General features: G+C 55.9%; 16 protein-coding genes. 11 read left to right on the forward strand and 5 right to left on the reverse strand.

What is annotated here, in order from left to right:
- Nucleotides 1–191 precede the first annotated feature (191 nt).
- From ACLQ3M_RS02065 to ACLQ3M_RS02080, 4 genes are all read left to right on the forward strand, one after another.
- Entirely contained in the window at nucleotides 192–1,598 is a 1,407-nt protein-coding gene (locus tag ACLQ3M_RS02065) for a hemolysin family protein (RefSeq protein ID WP_411676049.1), read from the forward strand.
- 141 nt (nucleotides 1,599–1,739) lie between these two features.
- A complete protein-coding gene (locus ACLQ3M_RS02070) occupies nucleotides 1,740–2,255 on the forward strand; it encodes a QueT transporter family protein (RefSeq protein ID WP_411676050.1) in 516 nt (171 codons plus the stop codon).
- Nucleotides 2,256–2,283: 28 nt separating this feature from the next.
- Nucleotides 2,284–3,669 carry a TrkH family potassium uptake protein gene (locus ACLQ3M_RS02075; RefSeq protein ID WP_411676051.1) on the forward strand — a complete coding sequence of 462 codons (1,386 nt, stop codon included), beginning with the start codon at nucleotides 2,284–2,286 and terminating at the stop codon, nucleotides 3,667–3,669.
- 216 nt (nucleotides 3,670–3,885) lie between these two features.
- Nucleotides 3,886–4,032 (forward strand): hypothetical protein, encoded by a 147-nt coding sequence (locus ACLQ3M_RS02080; RefSeq protein WP_411676052.1) that lies wholly within the window; start codon nucleotides 3,886–3,888, stop codon nucleotides 4,030–4,032.
- Nucleotides 4,033–4,076: 44 nt separating this feature from the next.
- On the opposite strand, the gene ACLQ3M_RS02085 is transcribed toward ACLQ3M_RS02080, so the two are convergent.
- Entirely contained in the window at nucleotides 4,077–4,745 is a 669-nt protein-coding gene (locus tag ACLQ3M_RS02085; protein WP_411676053.1) for a hypothetical protein, read from the reverse strand.
- A gap of 449 nt (nucleotides 4,746–5,194) precedes the next feature.
- The gene (locus tag ACLQ3M_RS02090) at nucleotides 5,195–5,656 is read right to left on the reverse strand and encodes a hypothetical protein (RefSeq protein ID WP_411676054.1); all 462 of its coding nucleotides are present in this window, start codon (nucleotides 5,654–5,656) and stop codon (nucleotides 5,195–5,197) included.
- Nucleotides 5,657–5,858: 202 nt separating this feature from the next.
- On the opposite strand from ACLQ3M_RS02090, the gene spoVAC reads away from it, so the two are divergent.
- Together spoVAC and spoVAD are read left to right on the forward strand one after the other, a co-directional pair.
- Nucleotides 5,859–6,302, forward strand: coding sequence for a stage V sporulation protein AC (gene spoVAC, locus ACLQ3M_RS02095; protein WP_411676055.1), 444 nt, complete (start codon nucleotides 5,859–5,861; stop codon nucleotides 6,300–6,302).
- Between the two features lie 15 nt (nucleotides 6,303–6,317).
- Nucleotides 6,318–7,340 (forward strand): stage V sporulation protein AD, encoded by a 1,023-nt coding sequence (gene spoVAD / locus ACLQ3M_RS02100; RefSeq protein ID WP_411676056.1) that lies wholly within the window; start codon nucleotides 6,318–6,320, stop codon nucleotides 7,338–7,340.
- A 103-nt stretch (nucleotides 7,341–7,443) separates the two neighbouring features.
- On the opposite strand, the gene ACLQ3M_RS02105 is transcribed toward spoVAD, so the two are convergent.
- Entirely contained in the window at nucleotides 7,444–8,964 is a 1,521-nt protein-coding gene (locus ACLQ3M_RS02105; protein WP_411676057.1) for a phosphomannomutase/phosphoglucomutase, read from the reverse strand.
- 97 nt (nucleotides 8,965–9,061) lie between these two features.
- Between ACLQ3M_RS02105 and ACLQ3M_RS02110 the strand changes: the two genes are divergently transcribed.
- Together ACLQ3M_RS02110 and ACLQ3M_RS02115 are read left to right on the forward strand one after the other, a co-directional pair.
- Nucleotides 9,062–9,748, forward strand: a complete 687-nt coding sequence (locus tag ACLQ3M_RS02110; protein ID WP_411676058.1) for an ABC transporter ATP-binding protein — start codon at nucleotides 9,062–9,064, stop codon at nucleotides 9,746–9,748.
- A 75-nt stretch (nucleotides 9,749–9,823) separates the two neighbouring features.
- Nucleotides 9,824–10,087 (forward strand): hypothetical protein, encoded by a 264-nt coding sequence (locus ACLQ3M_RS02115; protein WP_066646781.1) that lies wholly within the window; start codon nucleotides 9,824–9,826, stop codon nucleotides 10,085–10,087.
- Between the two features lie 46 nt (nucleotides 10,088–10,133).
- Here the strand turns inward: ACLQ3M_RS02115 and ACLQ3M_RS02120 are convergent, their stop codons facing one another.
- A complete protein-coding gene (locus ACLQ3M_RS02120) occupies nucleotides 10,134–11,204 on the reverse strand; it encodes an InlB B-repeat-containing protein (protein WP_411676059.1) in 1,071 nt (356 codons plus the stop codon).
- 179 nt (nucleotides 11,205–11,383) lie between these two features.
- Between ACLQ3M_RS02120 and ACLQ3M_RS02125 the strand changes: the two genes are divergently transcribed.
- A complete protein-coding gene (locus tag ACLQ3M_RS02125; protein ID WP_411676060.1) occupies nucleotides 11,384–12,226 on the forward strand; it encodes a DegV family protein in 843 nt (280 codons plus the stop codon).
- A gap of 39 nt (nucleotides 12,227–12,265) precedes the next feature.
- Complete coding sequence (locus tag ACLQ3M_RS02130; RefSeq protein WP_411676061.1) at nucleotides 12,266–13,303, forward strand: GNAT family N-acetyltransferase; 1,038 nt, start codon at nucleotides 12,266–12,268, stop codon at nucleotides 13,301–13,303.
- Between the two features lie 53 nt (nucleotides 13,304–13,356).
- Here ACLQ3M_RS02130 and dusB read toward each other — a convergent pair whose 3' ends face one another.
- Nucleotides 13,357–14,340: a tRNA dihydrouridine synthase DusB gene (gene dusB, locus ACLQ3M_RS02135; protein WP_411676062.1), complete on the reverse strand. Its 984-nt coding sequence runs from the start codon at nucleotides 14,338–14,340 to the stop codon at nucleotides 13,357–13,359.
- Nucleotides 14,341–14,591: 251 nt separating this feature from the next.
- Here dusB and ACLQ3M_RS02140 point away from each other — a divergent pair, with 251 nt between their 5' ends.
- Nucleotides 14,592–15,236: a hypothetical protein gene (locus ACLQ3M_RS02140; protein WP_187034592.1), complete on the forward strand. Its 645-nt coding sequence runs from the start codon at nucleotides 14,592–14,594 to the stop codon at nucleotides 15,234–15,236.
- The last annotated feature ends 1,127 nt before the right edge of the window (nucleotides 15,237–16,363 follow it).

Raw genomic sequence — 16,363 nt, forward strand, 5'->3', positions numbered from 1 at the left:
ATAACACAATGCCCAAAATTTACTTTTGTAATTCAATTTATGCCGTTCAGGCGCCGCTCATGAAAAGAAAGTGTGAGCGTCGCCCCGTTGCACCCCGCAGCTCGGTCCCTCTGCTCCGGTTCCGCATTGACAGCGGAAGCCGGAAACGATACAATGACAATCAAATAGAATTATTTGAAAGGGGTAAACTCATGTCACCGGACCCTGGCGATGCTACAATACCGATACGGTTGTCTTTTACGGGCGCGGCCGCCCCGGCGAATCTCGCGGCCACGGCGGCGGTTCTGCTGCTTCTGTTTCTTGCCGGCGCCTTTTTTGCGGCGGGAAAAACCGCCGTTTTGTCGCTGAATAAGGCGGAAATAAAAAAACTGGCGGACGCGGGCGATGAAAAGGCCGAAAAGCTGCTGGCCTTATTTGGCGAAACCGCGCGCTTTCTCTCAGCCGCCCGCGTTGGGGAGGCCGCCGCGGGCATGGCCGCGGCGGCGGTTGCCGCGGCGGGGTTTACGGCAAGCGCGGCCCGGCTTCTTGCCTTTCTGCCCGTTCCGCCGACGGCCGTACGCGGAATTTCGCTTCTTCTCATCACGCTTCTTTTTCTGATTTTCTGGGCCGTGTTCGCAGATAGGATGCCCAAAAAAATCGCACTCAGCCGCAGCGGCGTTTTGCCGTTCCGCTTCGCCGCCGTCCTTTCCGCGCTGATCCGCGTGTTCGGACCGGCCGCGGCTCTTTTGGCGCGGTGCGCCGCCGCTTTTGCCCGCCTTGCCGGCGGCGGGCCGCAGGCGCCCGGCCAGACCGTCACGGAGGAGGAAATTCTTCTGATGATGGAGGCGGGCCGCCGGAGCGGTTTTCTGGATGAGAAGGAAAAGGATATGATCTCCAATATCTTCGAATTCAGCGACACGACCGCGGACGAGGCGATGACGCACCGGACCGACGTCGTCGCGGCGGAGGACACGGACACCGTGGAGGATGTCGTTGCCGCGTCCATGGAAAACGGATATTCGCGTATCCCGGTTTACCATGAGGATCTGGACCACGTCGTCGGTATTATATATGTAAAGGATCTGCTCCCTTACGTGGGCAGGCCCGTGGCGCCTGAGATGAGCCTTGACCGCCTGATGCGCCCGGCCTATTTTGTTCCGAAAAGCAAACCGTGCGGCGAGCTGTTCGGGGAAATGAGGCTGCGGCGGGTGCAGATCGCCGTCGTTGTCGACGAATACGGCGGAACGGAGGGCATCATCACAATGGAGGATCTTCTGGAATCGATTGTCGGCAGCATTCAGGACGAATACGACAACGAAGAGGAGGAAATCCACAGGGACGGCGAAAATCGCTTCGACGTGGAGGGCACCGCGCCGGTGGACGAGGTTTCCGATATGCTGGGCGTGGACCTTCCGGAGGGGGACTACGACACCATTGCCGGGCTGATGATGGAACGCCTGGGGCGTTTGCCGCGCGAAAACGAGCATCCGCAGGTCAGACTCTGCGGCATGACGCTTACCGTTGCCGCGATGGAGGAGCGCAGGATCGCGAAGATCCTGATCGAAAAGGACGCGCTACCGGCGCAGGGGCAGCTGCAGCCGGGAAAAAGCAAAGAATAGAGCGATTGGGAAATATTGCAAACATTGCGTTAAAGCATTGCAATTTCTAGAATTTTGTAGTATGTTATTAGAACCGCTGTGAAAAGGCGGGGTCAGTCGCAACATCCTGACCTTAAACAAAACTACGGGGGTATCAAAAAAATGCAACATCAAACAGACCGCGCGCACTCGATCGCGCTCGCGGCAATGATCGCCGCGCTTTACACGGTGCTGACCCTTCTGGCGGCCCTTTGGGGGCTGGCCTACGGCCCGGTGCAGTTCCGATTTTCAGAGGCGCTCACCATTCTTCCGGTCTTTACGTTTTCTGCGGTTCCGGGGCTTACGGTCGGGTGCTTTCTGTCGAACCTGTTCAGCGGGTACAGTACCGACATGGTCGTCGGCACGCTCGCAACGCTGATTTCCGCCGTGGGCACGCGCCTGCTGCGCGGGGTGCGCTGGCACGGGCTCCCGATTCTGGCGCCGCTGCCGCCCGTGCTGGTCAACGCGGTTTTTGTCGGGGCCGAAATTGTCATTCTGTCGCCGGGGGGCTTTGCGTGGGCGGAATTTTTCACGCAGGCGCTTTCCGTCGGGCTGGGCGAGCTTGTCGTGTGTTATGGGCTGGGACTGCCGCTTGCCGCCTGGATCAATTCCAGCAGGGCGATGAAAAAGCTGTTTTAAGATTTCTCATGGCATTGAGGTGAATGGAATGGGAGAAGAGATTCCTTCCCTGAAAAAGAAGCTGAAGGGCACGCCGCCTGTTCGGCTGATTGTGGTAAGTTTTCTTCTGGTGATTCTGACGGGCGCTGTTCTTCTGTCCCTGCCGGTTACGGCAAGGGCAGGCACGCCGACTCCGATTCTGGACGCGCTGTTCACGTCGACCTCGGCGGTCTGCGTCACGGGCCTGGTGCTGTTCGACACGTGGAGCCACTGGAACCTTTTCGGCCAGGTGGTCATTCTGCTTCTGATTCAGATCGGCGGACTTGGCCTTGTGACGTTCACGACCGGGCTTTCCATGCTGCTGCGGCGCAAGCTGGGCTTTCGCGGAATGCTGCTTGCCGCGGAGAACACCGCCGGAAGCCTGATTCACGTCAGACGCCTGATTAAGATCGTTCTGTTCTTCACCTTTTCCTGCGAGACCGTCGGCGCGTTCCTTCTGATGCTGCGCTTCGTGCCGCGGTACGGGCTTCACGGGGTGTGGATCTCCCTCTTTACGGCGGTTTCCGCTTACTGCAACGCGGGGTTCGATGTGATGGGATTTACCGCGCCGGGCAGCAGCCTGACGGGATATGTGAACGATCCGCTCGTCACGCTGACCGTCGCCGCTCTGATCGTGACCGGAGGCCTGGGTTTCGTCGTCATCAACGATATTTTCTCGGCCAAGATCCGAACAAGGCTGGACAGACAGCGCCCGCGGGTTCTGCAGTTCCATTCTCAGATCGTACTGCGCACTACTCTGCTGCTCCTTATTATCGGTACGGTGCTGTTTTTAATTTGTGAAAATGACAATACGCTGAATCATATGGATTTCGGGGAGAAGCTGAACGCGGCTTTTTTCCAATCCGTCACGACGCGCACGGCGGGCTTTAATACGGTTGACACGGCCTCCGAGCGCGACCTGACCAAGCTGATCATGGTGTTTTTCATGTTCATCGGCGCTTCCCCCGCCTCGACCGGCGGCGGAATCAAGACGACGACCTTTGTCGTGCTGGTGACCGCGGTGACCAGCGTCATGCGCGGCAGCGACGACGCCGTCGTGCTCAAGCGCCGGCTGGACAAGTTTACGGTTTACCGTTCCCTTGCCATTCTGACCATCGGCGTGCTGGTCGTCATTATGACCGCCGGCATCATCATGACGACGAACTCGGCGACGAGCGGCGTGGACGCCCTGTTTGAGGCGACCAGCGCGTTCGGCACGGTCGGCCTGACGGCAAACGTGACTCCGACGCTCACCACCGTCGCGAAAATGGCGGTCATCTGCGCCATGTACATCGGCCGGGTCGGCCCGGTTTCGCTCGGGCTTGCGTTTACCCTGCGCAAGGGCCGCTCCTCTTCCGGAACCATTCTGCCGGAGGGCAAAATAGTAGTCGGTTGATTTTTATAACAGAATGAGACATTTTCCGGCTTGCCGGGGGATGTCTCTGCAGGAAAAGAACAGCCCCGCCATTCCAAATGGCGGGGCTGTTCTTTTGACAGAGCTGACATCAAGAATGCCGCAGGTAAATTTACAGCACAGAACATAGGTCCATTTTAAACTGTTACCGCATATCAATTTCGGTGTTTCGTCTCAAAAGGGTGGGGGTATTTTGCAATGAATGTGCGAAACTTGGGGAACATTGAAAAATCGGTTAACATTCCGATTGAATTGTATGAATCCATGTCGGGAAAATACTGTATTGGCTATGCGGATAAATTGAGTATTAAGGGCGGTACAAACGCATGGGCGATGATTTGCTGAATACAAAAATCGAGGTTGGCCCCGCCCCTCTTTACAGGATATTCCTAATCGTCCACTACTTCGTAACTGGTTTGGTAGGTTTGCCCTCCGCCGGTTACTGTCATTTGGTGCGTGCCAAGTGCCGTGCCCGAGCCGACGGTCCAGGTCCATTTGGCGATTCCGTCATTACCGGATGTGACTGTTCCGATGGTTGTGGTTTTGGCGCTTCCGCTCTGGTCCTGAATCGTTAGCGTGTAAGCGGTATTCGGGTTACCCTGAATTGAAAACAGCGCTTTTAAGCCCCGGGCGACAATTGCGGGGGTATCAACTTCCGTGATGTGACCGTCAGACCGTTCGGAATCGCCGGACGATTCGACCGTGACTGTGAATTCCTTTTCCGGAAACTGACCGGGGAGCGTTGTGTAAATGGAAGACTGCTCGCCCACAGCGCCAATGGCTTTTACCTTAAATAAATAAACGTCGTTTCCGTCTGAATCCTTCAGCTTTTTAACGGCCTGTGTCTGAAGCACGCGGCCGTTGCCCGCAGCGATCTTTGGGTCCGCATGGGTGCCGTGAACCGTGAATTTAACGGTGTAAGAGTCATTGAGTTTTAATGTGATGGGATTCGTTGTGTCGCTTGCGACGGAAGGTGCGGTTGCTGCCATTGCGATGGCGGAGTAGGACAGTCCGATGGCGAGAGATAAAGCAAACGGCAAAAACCTTGATTTTTTCATCTAATTACTCCTTTTCTAAATTTAGAATATTTTTATAATTTTTAATTATATAATTCAATTATTAATATTCTATGAACAATAGCGATTTAAAAACCTTGCTTTTTGCATCGGATGAAAATTGAGCCGCATATTCCCCGTCGACAAAATGGGGAAAAAAGATAAATTTGATCTGGATCAGGTTGAATCATGGAAAACCTCCACAGACAGTGACAAATCCGACGCAATAACGGATTTGGGATTCTATATTACAAAGGAAGATGGAACACAACTTGTCCAGAACGTAGACTTTGCCGCCGTTAATACGGCCTTTTTTGCAAGGGCGTAACGGTTAAAGCTACCTTTTGCAAATAACAGTTTTGTTGAAAAATTAAAACAATTGCAATGTGATGAATATGTAAAAGAAACAGCGGGCCTTTCGGAAAAACCGAAAGGCCCGCTGTTTTGAGCGATTACCTGTTTTTGCGGAGCCGGGCGTACAAAATGAAACAGAGAATGCAGGCGGCAAGAAAAAAGCCGAAGAAAAGCCAGAGCAGCGGATTTGGTTGGGAAGCGACAAAAATGGCCGTCGGCCCGTCCGCGCCGCCGATGACTGTTTGTCCGTTTTCGACGGCGTCCTGTCCGTTCAGCCACATCTGAATCCGGAACGCAAAATCGAAAATGACGGCCAAATACAGGCCGGCCGCCGCGGTTAGAACGGCGGAGAGGACGCCGCAGATCAAAAGCGCCTTTTCGGCGGCCAGATTTTCCGGCGCGCCCATGGAACGGACAATTTCCCCGGCGGTTTCCCCGCGTTCCAGCCGGGCGCTGAAATCGGAGGCAAGGTCCGCCTCCAGCCGCTTTCTGATTTTTCCGGGCATTCCGGAGCGACGCAAGACCACGGATACCTCTGCTAAATATTGTTTTTCCGTCATTGAGATAAATCCTCCTCGAAAAGTAGTTCGTTCACACTTTCTGAAAACTGTTTCCACACCTCGCGAAGCTGCTCCAGCTTCTCTTCCCCGCGGGGCGTGATGAGGAACCTTGCGCCGCTGTCAACGAAAAGATGGCCGCGCCGCATATTCACCCTTGATTCAGACAGAATAAAAGTAACTGAAACGAAAGGGGCAAAGAACATTGACGGTTTCGAAAAAAGAATATAAAACAATGGCGGACAAAGCTTCCCCGCCGACAAAATGGGGTAAAAACATGGTCATGGCCTTTCTGGTCGGCGGCGGCATCTGCGCGCTTGGTCAGGCGTTTCTTCACCTTTACCTGTACTTCGGGCTGGACAAGAAGGGAGCGAGCACCTTCGTTTCCATCACCCTGATTTTTCTCAGCGCGCTGCTGACCGCGCTGCGGGTTTACGACAATATCGGCAAGCACGCCGGGGCCGGATCGCTGGTGCCGATCACCGGATTCGCAAACTCGATCGTTTCGCCCGCGATGGAATTCAAAAACGAGGGCTACGTGCTGGGCATCGGCGGCAAGATGTTCGTCATTGCCGGGCCTGTGCTGGTTTACGGGATCGCGGCGTCGATTCTGTACGGGCTGATCCTGTGGTTCTTCCACTTATATTAACGGGGAGTTGAGCATATGCCGCAGAAAAAAGGAAAATACACGTTTGAGCTGATGACGACCCCAGCGGTGCTGGGGTACGCGGCGGTCGTCGGAAAAAAAGAGGGCGAGGGCCCCTACGGAAAATACTACGACCAGTGCCACAACGACACGACTTTGGGGGAATCCAGCTGGGAAAAGGCGGAAAGCCGCATGCAGAACGAGGCGGTGAATATCGCGCTGAGAAAGTCAAACCTGAAAAATACGGACATTGACTGCATTTTTGCCGGCGACCTTTTAAATCAGTGCATCTCCTCCACGTTTGGACTGAAAAGCCTGGATATTCCGTTTCTGGGGCAGTTTGGGGCCTGTTCCACCATGGCGCAGACGCTCGGAATCGCCTCGCTGTTTGTTGAGTCCGGCGCGGCCGTCCGCGCGGCGGCGGTGACCTCCTCCCACTTCTGTTCGGCGGAGCGCCAGTACCGCTTTCCGCTGGAATACGGCGGCCAGCGCACGCCGACCGCGCAGTGGACCGCGACGGCGGCCGGGTGCGTCCTGCTTGGCAAGCGGCAGGACAATCCCGGGGCCAAAATCGGGTTGAGGGCGGTTACGTTCGGCAGAATCGCCGATTTCGGCATCAAGGATGCGAACAACATGGGCGCGGCGATGGCCCCCGCCGCCGCGCAGACGCTGATGGACTTTTTCAAGGATTCGGAATCGTCGCCGCAGGAATTCGACCTGATTCTGACCGGAGACCTCGGTTTTATCGGCAGCGAACTTCTCGAGGAGATCCTCGGGAAGGAGGGAATCGACATCAAGCCGGTGCATAACGACTGCGGAATGATGATTTACGACCGGGAAAAGCAGGACGTCCACGCGGGCGGCTCGGGCTGCGGATGCAGCGCGGCCATTTTGTGCTCCGCCATCCTGCAGCAGATGGAGCAGGGACAGCTTCACAACGTGCTGTTTGTCGGTACCGGCGCGCTGATGTCGCCGACTTCCTCCCAGCAGGGGGAGAGCATCCCAAGCGTCGCGCATCTGGTCTATCTGACGGCAACGTGATGCGGACCCTGCCGGCCCGGGCGCAAAGCGCCGCACCGCGACAGGCTCAAAAAACGACCGCCCGGCCTGGTTCCAGGCGGGCGGTCGTTGTAAAAAGTGAGAGTTAAAGGTTCTTGTTCAAAGACGAGAGATCCAGGCCGGCGCAGCCGTTCAGATAAACGGAAAGCTGCTCCAGAATCCGCTTGACTCCGCCTTTTTGGTCGCTTTCAACATTCAGCGGCATGATCGGGTCGTGGACGCTCAGGCGCAGCAGGAACCATCCGTCCCCGTGTTCGCCGTCCAGCGAGACCCGGATGCCCTCGTAATTGTTCGGGGCCTCGGTCCAGCCGGGCTGCCCGAGGGTGTATTTCCGCAGCCCGGAGATCACGGCTTCGCCGCATTCGCGGAAGTTTTCCTTCCGGATCGGGAAGCGAAGCTCCAGCGCCTCCGCGGGCTCCCGCAGCGGTTCCAGAAGATCGCCGATGGTTTTGCCCTGCGCGCGCAGGCGCGCGGACAAAATGATGATCTTCGTCACCAGATACGCGCCGTCGTCGAGAAAATAGTTTTCCCGCATGGCCGCGTGTCCGGAGGTTTCAATCGCGAGCGGACAGTCGACCCCCTCCGCGTTCAGGCGGACGGCTTCGTTGATAACGTTGCGGTAGCCGCGCTTAAAACGGTGGTGTTTTCCGCCCAGCGTTTTTTCAATGTATTCCGTCAGGCCGCTGGAGGTGACGGAATCGGTGACGACCGTTCCGCCGGGGCAGCTTTCCAGCGCGATGTGGGAGGCGAGCGCCACAAGTCGGTTGCGGTTGATTTCTTCGCCCGCCGCGTCGACAGCTCCGCCGCGGTCCACGTCCGTGTCGAAAATGACGCCGAGGTCCGCCTTCGCGCGAATCACCGCGCCGCAGACGGAACGCATCGCCGTTTCGTTTTCGGGGTTCGGGATATGGTTCGGGAACATGCCGTCGGGTTCGAGAAACTGGCTGCCGGAAACATCCGCGCCCAGCGGTTCCAGCACGTCGCGCGCGTAAAAGCCGCCCGCGCCGTTCCCGGCGTCAACGACGATGTGAAAGCCGGAAAGGGGCCTGTCGTAATCGGCGGCGTTCACGCCTTTGCGAATCATGTCGCAAAGATCGGCGCAGTAGCGGCTCATGTAATCCGCAGATTCCAGCGTGCCTTTTCCGGGGGCCGGTTTTTCCCCGTTTTGAGCGTGCAGGAGAATTTGTTCAATATCAGGGCCGTCCAGACCGCCGTCCGGCGTAAAGAATTTCAGCCCGTTGCGGTTCCATGGGTGGTGGCTCGCGGTAATCTGCACGGAGCCGTCGCAGGACAGGCCGCGCGTCACATGGAACATGGACGGCGTGGAGGCAAGCCCGCAGCCCAGCACGTTTACGCCGGAGGCGGTCAGCGCGCCGCAGACGGCGGAGAAAATTCGCTCCGCCGACACGCGGCTGTCGTGTCCGACGGCGACGCGGAGCTCTTTGACCGGTTTGCCCGCGCGCGCGGACAGCCACAGCGCAAAGCCGTCGGCCAGCTTCCCAAGTGTTTCGTCGGTCAGGTTTACCGCCTCGCCGTTAACGCCCTCGCTAGCCACGCCTCGGATGTCCGTTCCGCTTTTCAGCTGTTTCCAGTAGGAATTTAACAAGGTTTTGGCCCCTTTCGTCGGGCCCTGCGCAGCAAGACCCGGGTTCATTTGCTCTCATTATAGAGCCTGCGCGGATATTTGTAAACGGGGTGAAAGAATGGAACAATTAATCTCGGTGACGGATTTGACAAAGATTTATATGATGGGTGACTGCGAGGTGTACGCGCTCGCCGGGGTCACGCTCCGCGTGAACCGGGGCGAATTTCTCGCGATCGTCGGGCAGTCCGGCAGCGGAAAATCAACCCTGATGAATATCATCGGATGCCTGGACACGCCCTCTTCCGGGGAATATTATCTGGAGGGCGAAAACGTCGCGGGGCTGAGCGAAAAAAAGTTAACGCGGATTCGCAACCGCCGCATCGGGTTCATCTTTCAGAGTTTCAACCTGATCAGCGGGCAGGACGCCCTGGAAAACGTCGAGCTTCCTCTGGTTTACCGCGGAATTCCCAGAGCGGAGCGGCGCGCGCTGGCGCAGGAGGCGCTGATCGAGGTCGGGCTGGGCGGCAGAATGCACCACCGCCCGGCGCAGATGAGCGGCGGGCAGCAGCAGCGGGTCGCCATCGCCCGCGCCATCGCGGCAAGGCCGCCGATCCTTCTTGCGGACGAGCCGACCGGCAACCTGGATTCGCACTCCGGCGGAGAGGTGATGGAGATCCTGCACTCGCTGCACCGAATGGGGCGCACCGTCGTGCTGATCACGCACGACGACCGGATCGCGGAGACCGCCGACCGCGTGGTCCGCATTCAGGATGGGAAAATCGCTTCAGAGGAAAAACGGAATTGACAAACAGCGCCGTCGGGTATAATATGGAAATCAGAAAATTTATTCCCGCTCTAGGCGGCGAAAGGAGGCTCGCTCATGTCTTCTCCGGTACAACTGCACGACGTCGATGTAAATTCTTTTTTAAAGGTCCTTGACGACTGCAAGGGCAAAGTGTTCCTGGTAACTGACGAAGGAGACCGGCTCAACCTGAAGAGCAAGCTCAGCCAGCTTGTCGGTCTGACAAGACTGATTGAAGGCGGCAAGATTGCCGAGGCCTTTGTCATGTGCGACGATCCCGAGGATGAGTCAAAGCTGTTTCGTTTCAACCTCTTTGGAAGCGAAGGAAAAGAACCGAAGTAATAAACAAAACAGCCGGGGCGAAAGCCCCGGCTGTTTTTTTGCAAGATTAAATATCGTCGTTGAAGAATTTATCCCAGTCGAAATTCTTTTTCCCCCCGTCGACCGCGCGCGCCTGGGAACGGGAAGAGTCGTAATCCTTCCGCCGGGGGGCCTCGCCGCGCGCCTGCGGAGGAATGGGCCTTGTGTCGTCCGAATCCGATCCGGAACTCCGGGCCCGCGGCTCGGACTCCGGTTCTTCCGGCGCGGCATGGGGGCCGGCGCTGTTGGAGCTGATGTCGGTGAATTCCATGTCGTCAAACTCCTCCGTGCCGGTGCCGGACTTTGGGCCGCGCGGGCCAGGGCCGCTGAAAAACTGAAGATAAATAAAGGCCCCGATGCCGCAGGCGGACAGAACGATCAGCGCGATTCCCGCCGGGAACAGCCAGGAACCGCCCCCGCCATGCGGGGCGGCCGACGATGCCTGGGAAGACACGGCCCCCGCGGCGGACGACGCCTGCGAGCCGGTCGAAAGGATGGAATTCCAATCCTCGGATGAGAGCACGTCGGGGTCGCTGACGGCCTCTTCCGCGCGGGACGCCGCCTGTTCCACTTCCCGCTGATGTGTGTCCACGCTCGCGTAGCTGGAGGGTTTCCGGCTGGATTCGGCGCTCGCCTCCCATTTAGCGGTCAGCGAGATTTCCGAATAGATCTCGAAGGAAGAGGAAACCTTCGCGCCGTTCATGGTCCAGTAGTCGAACAGGTAGCCTTTACGCGTTGGCACGGCCAGTTCCTTCACCTGCGTTCCGGGCTTTACATTGACGACCCTGACCGCGCTGCCGTCGTTGTAATCCAGCTTGACCATAACGGTTTCTTCCTGCGAAGGGACGTCCACATTCCCGGTTCCGTCCGAAGAAGACGTGACCTGCGATTCGCCGGAGGAAACGGAAGACGGCGAAGAGGAGGAGGATTTCTGAGACGAGGAAACGGACGAAGACACGTTCACATCTGACGAAACCGGAGTGGAAGAGTCGTTTTCCGGCGAGACGCCGGCTTGGGCGAACGCGGTCACAGTGAAAAAAACCGCGCTGAAAAGAACGGTAAAAAGGACAATTATGTATTTTTTTATTCTTTGATTCATATCATGCAAATCCTCTCAACAAAAACTCTTCTCATATTAGCATATCCGGGTGTCAAAATACAACTGGAACCGTACAGAAAGAAATAACATTTTTTCTGATCGCTCTGAAAAGTTTGAAAAACAGGCTCCGCGGTGCTATAATGACATTTAATTACAAGCAATTTGGAGGAGATTATTCCATGGCCGTTTTGATCAGCGCCGACAGCGCCTGCGATTTGTTTCCCGACTTGTACAAGCAGCGCGGGATTACGATTGTTCCACTTTCGATCAATATCGGCGACGCGTCCTATAAGGATGTTTTTGAAATCGGGCCGGACGAACTTTTCAAGGACTATGAGCGCACCCACCGGCTGCCGAAAACCGCGGCCCCTTCGCCTTACGACTTTTTTGAGGTGTTCCGCAAAGCCAAGGAAAACGGCGACACCGTGGTGCATCTTGCCATGAATTCCACGTTTTCCTCTTCCTACCAGAACGCCTGCATTGCAGCCGAAGAATTCGACAACGTCTATGTTGTCAATACTTATACGTTAAGCTCCGCTCAGGGATTATTGGTTTTGCGCGCGGCGAATATGCGCGACGCGGGATGCTCCGCAGAAGAAATTTACGAGCAGATGGAAAAGGATAAACAGCGCGTGCGCGCCTATGTTCTGATTGACAATCTTGAATATGTTTACCAGGGCGGCAGAGCAACCAGAATGCAGCTGGTCGGCGCAAATCTTTTAAAGCTGCACCCTTGCCTTCTTTTGGATAACCGGGGCATTCTGTCCGCCTGCAAAAAATTCCGCGGCAATTTTCAGCAGGTGTGCCGGGAATACGCCCGGTTTGTTCTGTCGCAGCCGAATCCGGACAGCGAGCGCGCGTTTGTTTCCACCACCGGAATGGATCAGAAGCTGTTCGATGAAATCGTCGGAATGGTAAAAGACAGCGGAAGGTTCCGGGAGGTGCTGACCTCCCGCGCGGGATGCTCGATGACGGCCCACACAGGGCCGAACACACTCGTGATTTTTTACATGGAGAAATAACAGCCGCGCGGCGGCTGTGCGGGAAGAGAGAGGATTTGCGTGAAATCAATACAGACCCGCAGGCTTTTGCTGCGGCCCTGGTGCATGGAAGACCTTGAGGATTTTTACGCGTATGCGAAGGACCCGGAAATCGGGCCAAACGCGGGCTGGAAACCACATTCCTCGCTCGACGAAAGCCGTGAAATCCTGAAAAGCTTTGTGGGGAACGAAGAAGTCAACGCGATCGTTCTGCGGGAAACCGGAAGGGCGGTCGGCTCGCTGGGGCTGCACCCCGACCGCCTTTCGCATGAGGGTATGGGTCCCTGCCGGGAGGTCGGCTATGTGCTGGCGCGGGAGTGCTGGGGCCGGGGACTGATGACGGAGGCCGTGAAACGGGCGCAGCGGTACGCGTTTGAGAAAATGGGGCTTGCGCTGCTTTCGGTGGCGCATTTTCCGTTCAATACCCGGTCGAGCCATGTGATTGCAAAGAGCGGATTCCGCTACGAAAAGACGCTTCAGGGCTCTTACATAGATTACCGCGGCGTGAAGATGGACGAAGTATGCTACCTGATGACCCGGGAAGAGTATTTTACCCGTCAGGACCGGGCGAACGGCCTTTTCTGCCGCCCCGGCCTGACGGAGGAGGAGGCGAGGGCCGTCTGCTCCTGGCGTTACGCGGGCGAGTACGCCCGCTACGATATGCCGGAGTGGGACGACGCCGTCGCCGGCTCATGGGCGATCACCAAACCGGAAATCCGGGAATCCCAATATTGGGCGGTTCTGGATTTTGCCGGGGAGCTGTACGCCTTTTTCCGCTTCCGGGAAACCGAATCCGGCATGACGGTCGGCCTTGGCGTGAACCCGGAGTCCTGCGGAAACGGGAGCGGGCGGCAAGTCATGAAGCTGATTTTGGACAGCTTCCGGCAGAAGTACCCCGGCATGCCGCTGGAGCTGGACGTGCAGGACTGGAACCGGCGCGCCGTCTCCTGCTATGAAAACGCCGGATTTGTCATTACGGACCACCATTTCATGAAGACGCACCTGGGCGAGGCAACGTATTACCGGATGCGGTATACGCCGGGCGAGATACAAATATAAAGAATAAGCCGGCCTTGGACGGGAAACATCCCGCCCGAAGACCGGCTTTCTTTTTATTCTTCTTCGTTTTCCGCGATGACGTCCTTCGTGAGCGTTTCCAGCTCAACCATCGTGGAGAGCAGCGACCCGCGGCGACGGAATTCTGCGGCGCCCCGCAGGCCCTTCAGGTACCAGCCGACATGCTTCCTCGCCTCGTTCATCGCGCGGCGCTCATCCTTGTAGCGGCACATCAGCCCCGCCTGCCGCAGCAGGACGAGCATTTTTTCAGAAACGCCGGGCGGGGGCAGAATGCGGCAGGATTCCGTCAAATACGCGTTGATTTCCCGGAAGACCCACGGGTTGCCGAGCGCGCCGCGCCCGACCATCACGCCATCGCAGCCGGTCTGCTCCAGCATCAGAGCGGCGGATTGAGCCCCCGTCACATCGCCGTTGCCGAGGACCGGGATGGAAACGGCCTCTTTGACCGCCTTGATGACGCCCCAGTCGGGGTTCGGGGCGTACATCTGGCTGCGGGTCCGCGCGTGAACCGTCACGGCGGCGGCCCCGGCCTGCTCGCAGATTTTTGCCACCTCGACGGCGTTTCTGCTTTTCTCGTCCCATCCCGCGCGCATTTTGACCGTGACCGGTACGGGGACGGCGGCTTTCACCGCCGCGACGATCTCGCCGCAGAGCGCGGGGTCTTTCATCAGCGCGCTGCCCGCGCCGGGGCCGGTGATCTTCGGGGCGGGGCAGCCCATGTTGAGGTCGATGGCGTCGGGGGCGAAGTCCATCGCGCGCTTCGCGCCCTCCGCCATCACGTCCGGCTCGCTGCCGAACAGCTGAATCGCGCCCGGGCGGGCGTCGGAACCCAGCTCCATTAATTCAGGCGTTTTTTTATCGTTGAATTGAAGCGCTTTGGCGCTGACCATTTCGCTGGTCGTCATCGCCGCGCCGAACGAGGCGCAGATTTCGCGGAACGCGCGGTCGCCCGCGCCCGCCATCGGCGCCAGCACCGCCCGGCCCGAAAGCTCGACCGTGCCGATCTTGATCGTATCCATAAAAACATCCTTTGATTCTAATAGCAGTCCCTGTTCAGGGCTACGGTTATTATATCGCTTGCCCTCACCTTTGTACAGCGGCGGCGCAAAGGGAACATTTTCAACAGTCCGAGGTGAAAAAGTTGAAAACTCTGTTTTCTCTTCATCGCGATGACTAAAAAATGATTACAAATAATTATGTTCGGTTGACATAATTTCTTTATTGTTCTAAGATAAATAAAGATAATGAAATATTTTGGGAGGGATCTGTTTTGCATGGCCAAAACGCTTGCCGTTACACCACAAAGCGTACAAAAATCCGTGGGATTGCTTTTCTGGCAGCGCTTGTGATACCTTTTTTCGTTTCATCCTGCGGCCCTTTTCAAAGCCGTGCGGAGGATCCGAATTGGTACAAGACGCACACGACGATTACATCGGTCGACGAAGCGGCAAAGTTATTTGGCGGCGACCTGCTGCTTGACAAATTGGTGTTAAAACAGGAAAATCCCAAACCGTATACGGAGTTCATCCTCGAATACGCGGATGAGAACAGTAAAAGCATAAACGACCGTAAGACGTGGAGAATACTTTCCGCTCAGGTGCTTTATGGAGGAGAGCGGTTTGATGTTGAAGACGATTATATCAATCTGACTATCTTTTTCCAGGAGAATGATCCGAGTTTGGTCGGCTCTGCGCGATATCCGGACGACGGGTTTGAAGCTCAGCTAAGGGGTAGCAAGGCGGCCAAGACAATCGGAGGCATCGCCGTGAAGTATCGGGAATATAAAAGCAGAGATTTTAAGTATTCCTTCTGTTCGGAATTCAAATATCTGGGATATACCTATTTCCTGGAATCTTATTCCAAACAGAATCCGAATTTATCTTGGGACACCCTGAACCAGATGCTTTGTTCGTAAGGTGCCCCTTAACCCAAATTATTTCTTATTTTCAGTTTGTGCTCAGGCCGAACGGGCCCCTACTTTCGTCCTCAAACGAAAGTAGGCAAAGGTTGAGTAGGGGGGGACTTCAACTTCCCGTCGAGGAAGGTACCTAACCGTCCCCCCTACACCCCCGGCACCTGTCAAGGGGCCCGCTCCAATTCTCCAGTGTAGTGCTTTTCATTGACGGTTCCCATTCTTTCCCTAAGTGCTTAGTTAGAAAGCATACAGGGAATTGATAGATCAAAGTAACCTTTTTTAAAGTTGAGTGATATATTAAGTAAGCTTGAGTCAAGGCAAGCTAATGACTTTCAGTTACCCTCTAAAAAGCAGTGGCTTTATTTCCGGAGCCCCCGTCGTCAATGAGAAGCAGTGGGCTTTAAGAACATTGCTTTAGCTCTTTGACAGGTGTCGGGGGGGACGGTTGGAGCCCTCCCTACGGGAGTTTGAAGTCCCCCTAACTATTATTTTCTCATAGCCTCCAGTTGAGGGTTCCTAAGTTGAGAACAAAGATTTATTTCTTTCTGTTTCCAATGTTCAAGGCCGCGTAGCGCGATAGACGCTTTGCGTCCCCGTCCGGCCTGAGGACAGAGAGAAAATTAGAAAAAATAAGGGTTAAGGGGCACTTTGCCCCAGTTTAGAAAATATTTCTTCTCGTGGCTACGAAAACCGCTTTGCGTTCCTATGCGGCCTGAAGCACAAAGAGAAAACAAGAAGAAATAGGGGTTAAGGGGCACTTGGCTCCAAATAAAAATTAGAATTTCTTCGCCGTCGCTGCCTGAAAGCCGCATTTTAACTCGTAAGCGCACAGATGAAAAGAAAAGAATAAAAAAGTAAAGACAAAAATAAGAAAAATATAATTTCAGTTGAAATTTATGGAAAAAGGCGGTATACTGTTTCTTGTAAGGCACATAAAAAAGTGCAAAGCAGGGACAGAGTGTAGCGAGCACTCCGCCCCCTGCATACGGAGAACCACCCTCCATACACAGCGGTAAAACCGCGCATTTGCAGGTAATATTATACCTCATTCCCCCTGTTTTGTACAGAGCGGGAAAAAAGGGGCGAAAAATAAATCCTGCTTTTCACGCGCGCCGGTGTATGGAATG

Source organism: Caproicibacter sp., assembly GCF_046707225.1.
Taxonomy (GTDB): Bacteria; Bacillota; Clostridia; order Oscillospirales; family Acutalibacteraceae; genus Caproicibacter.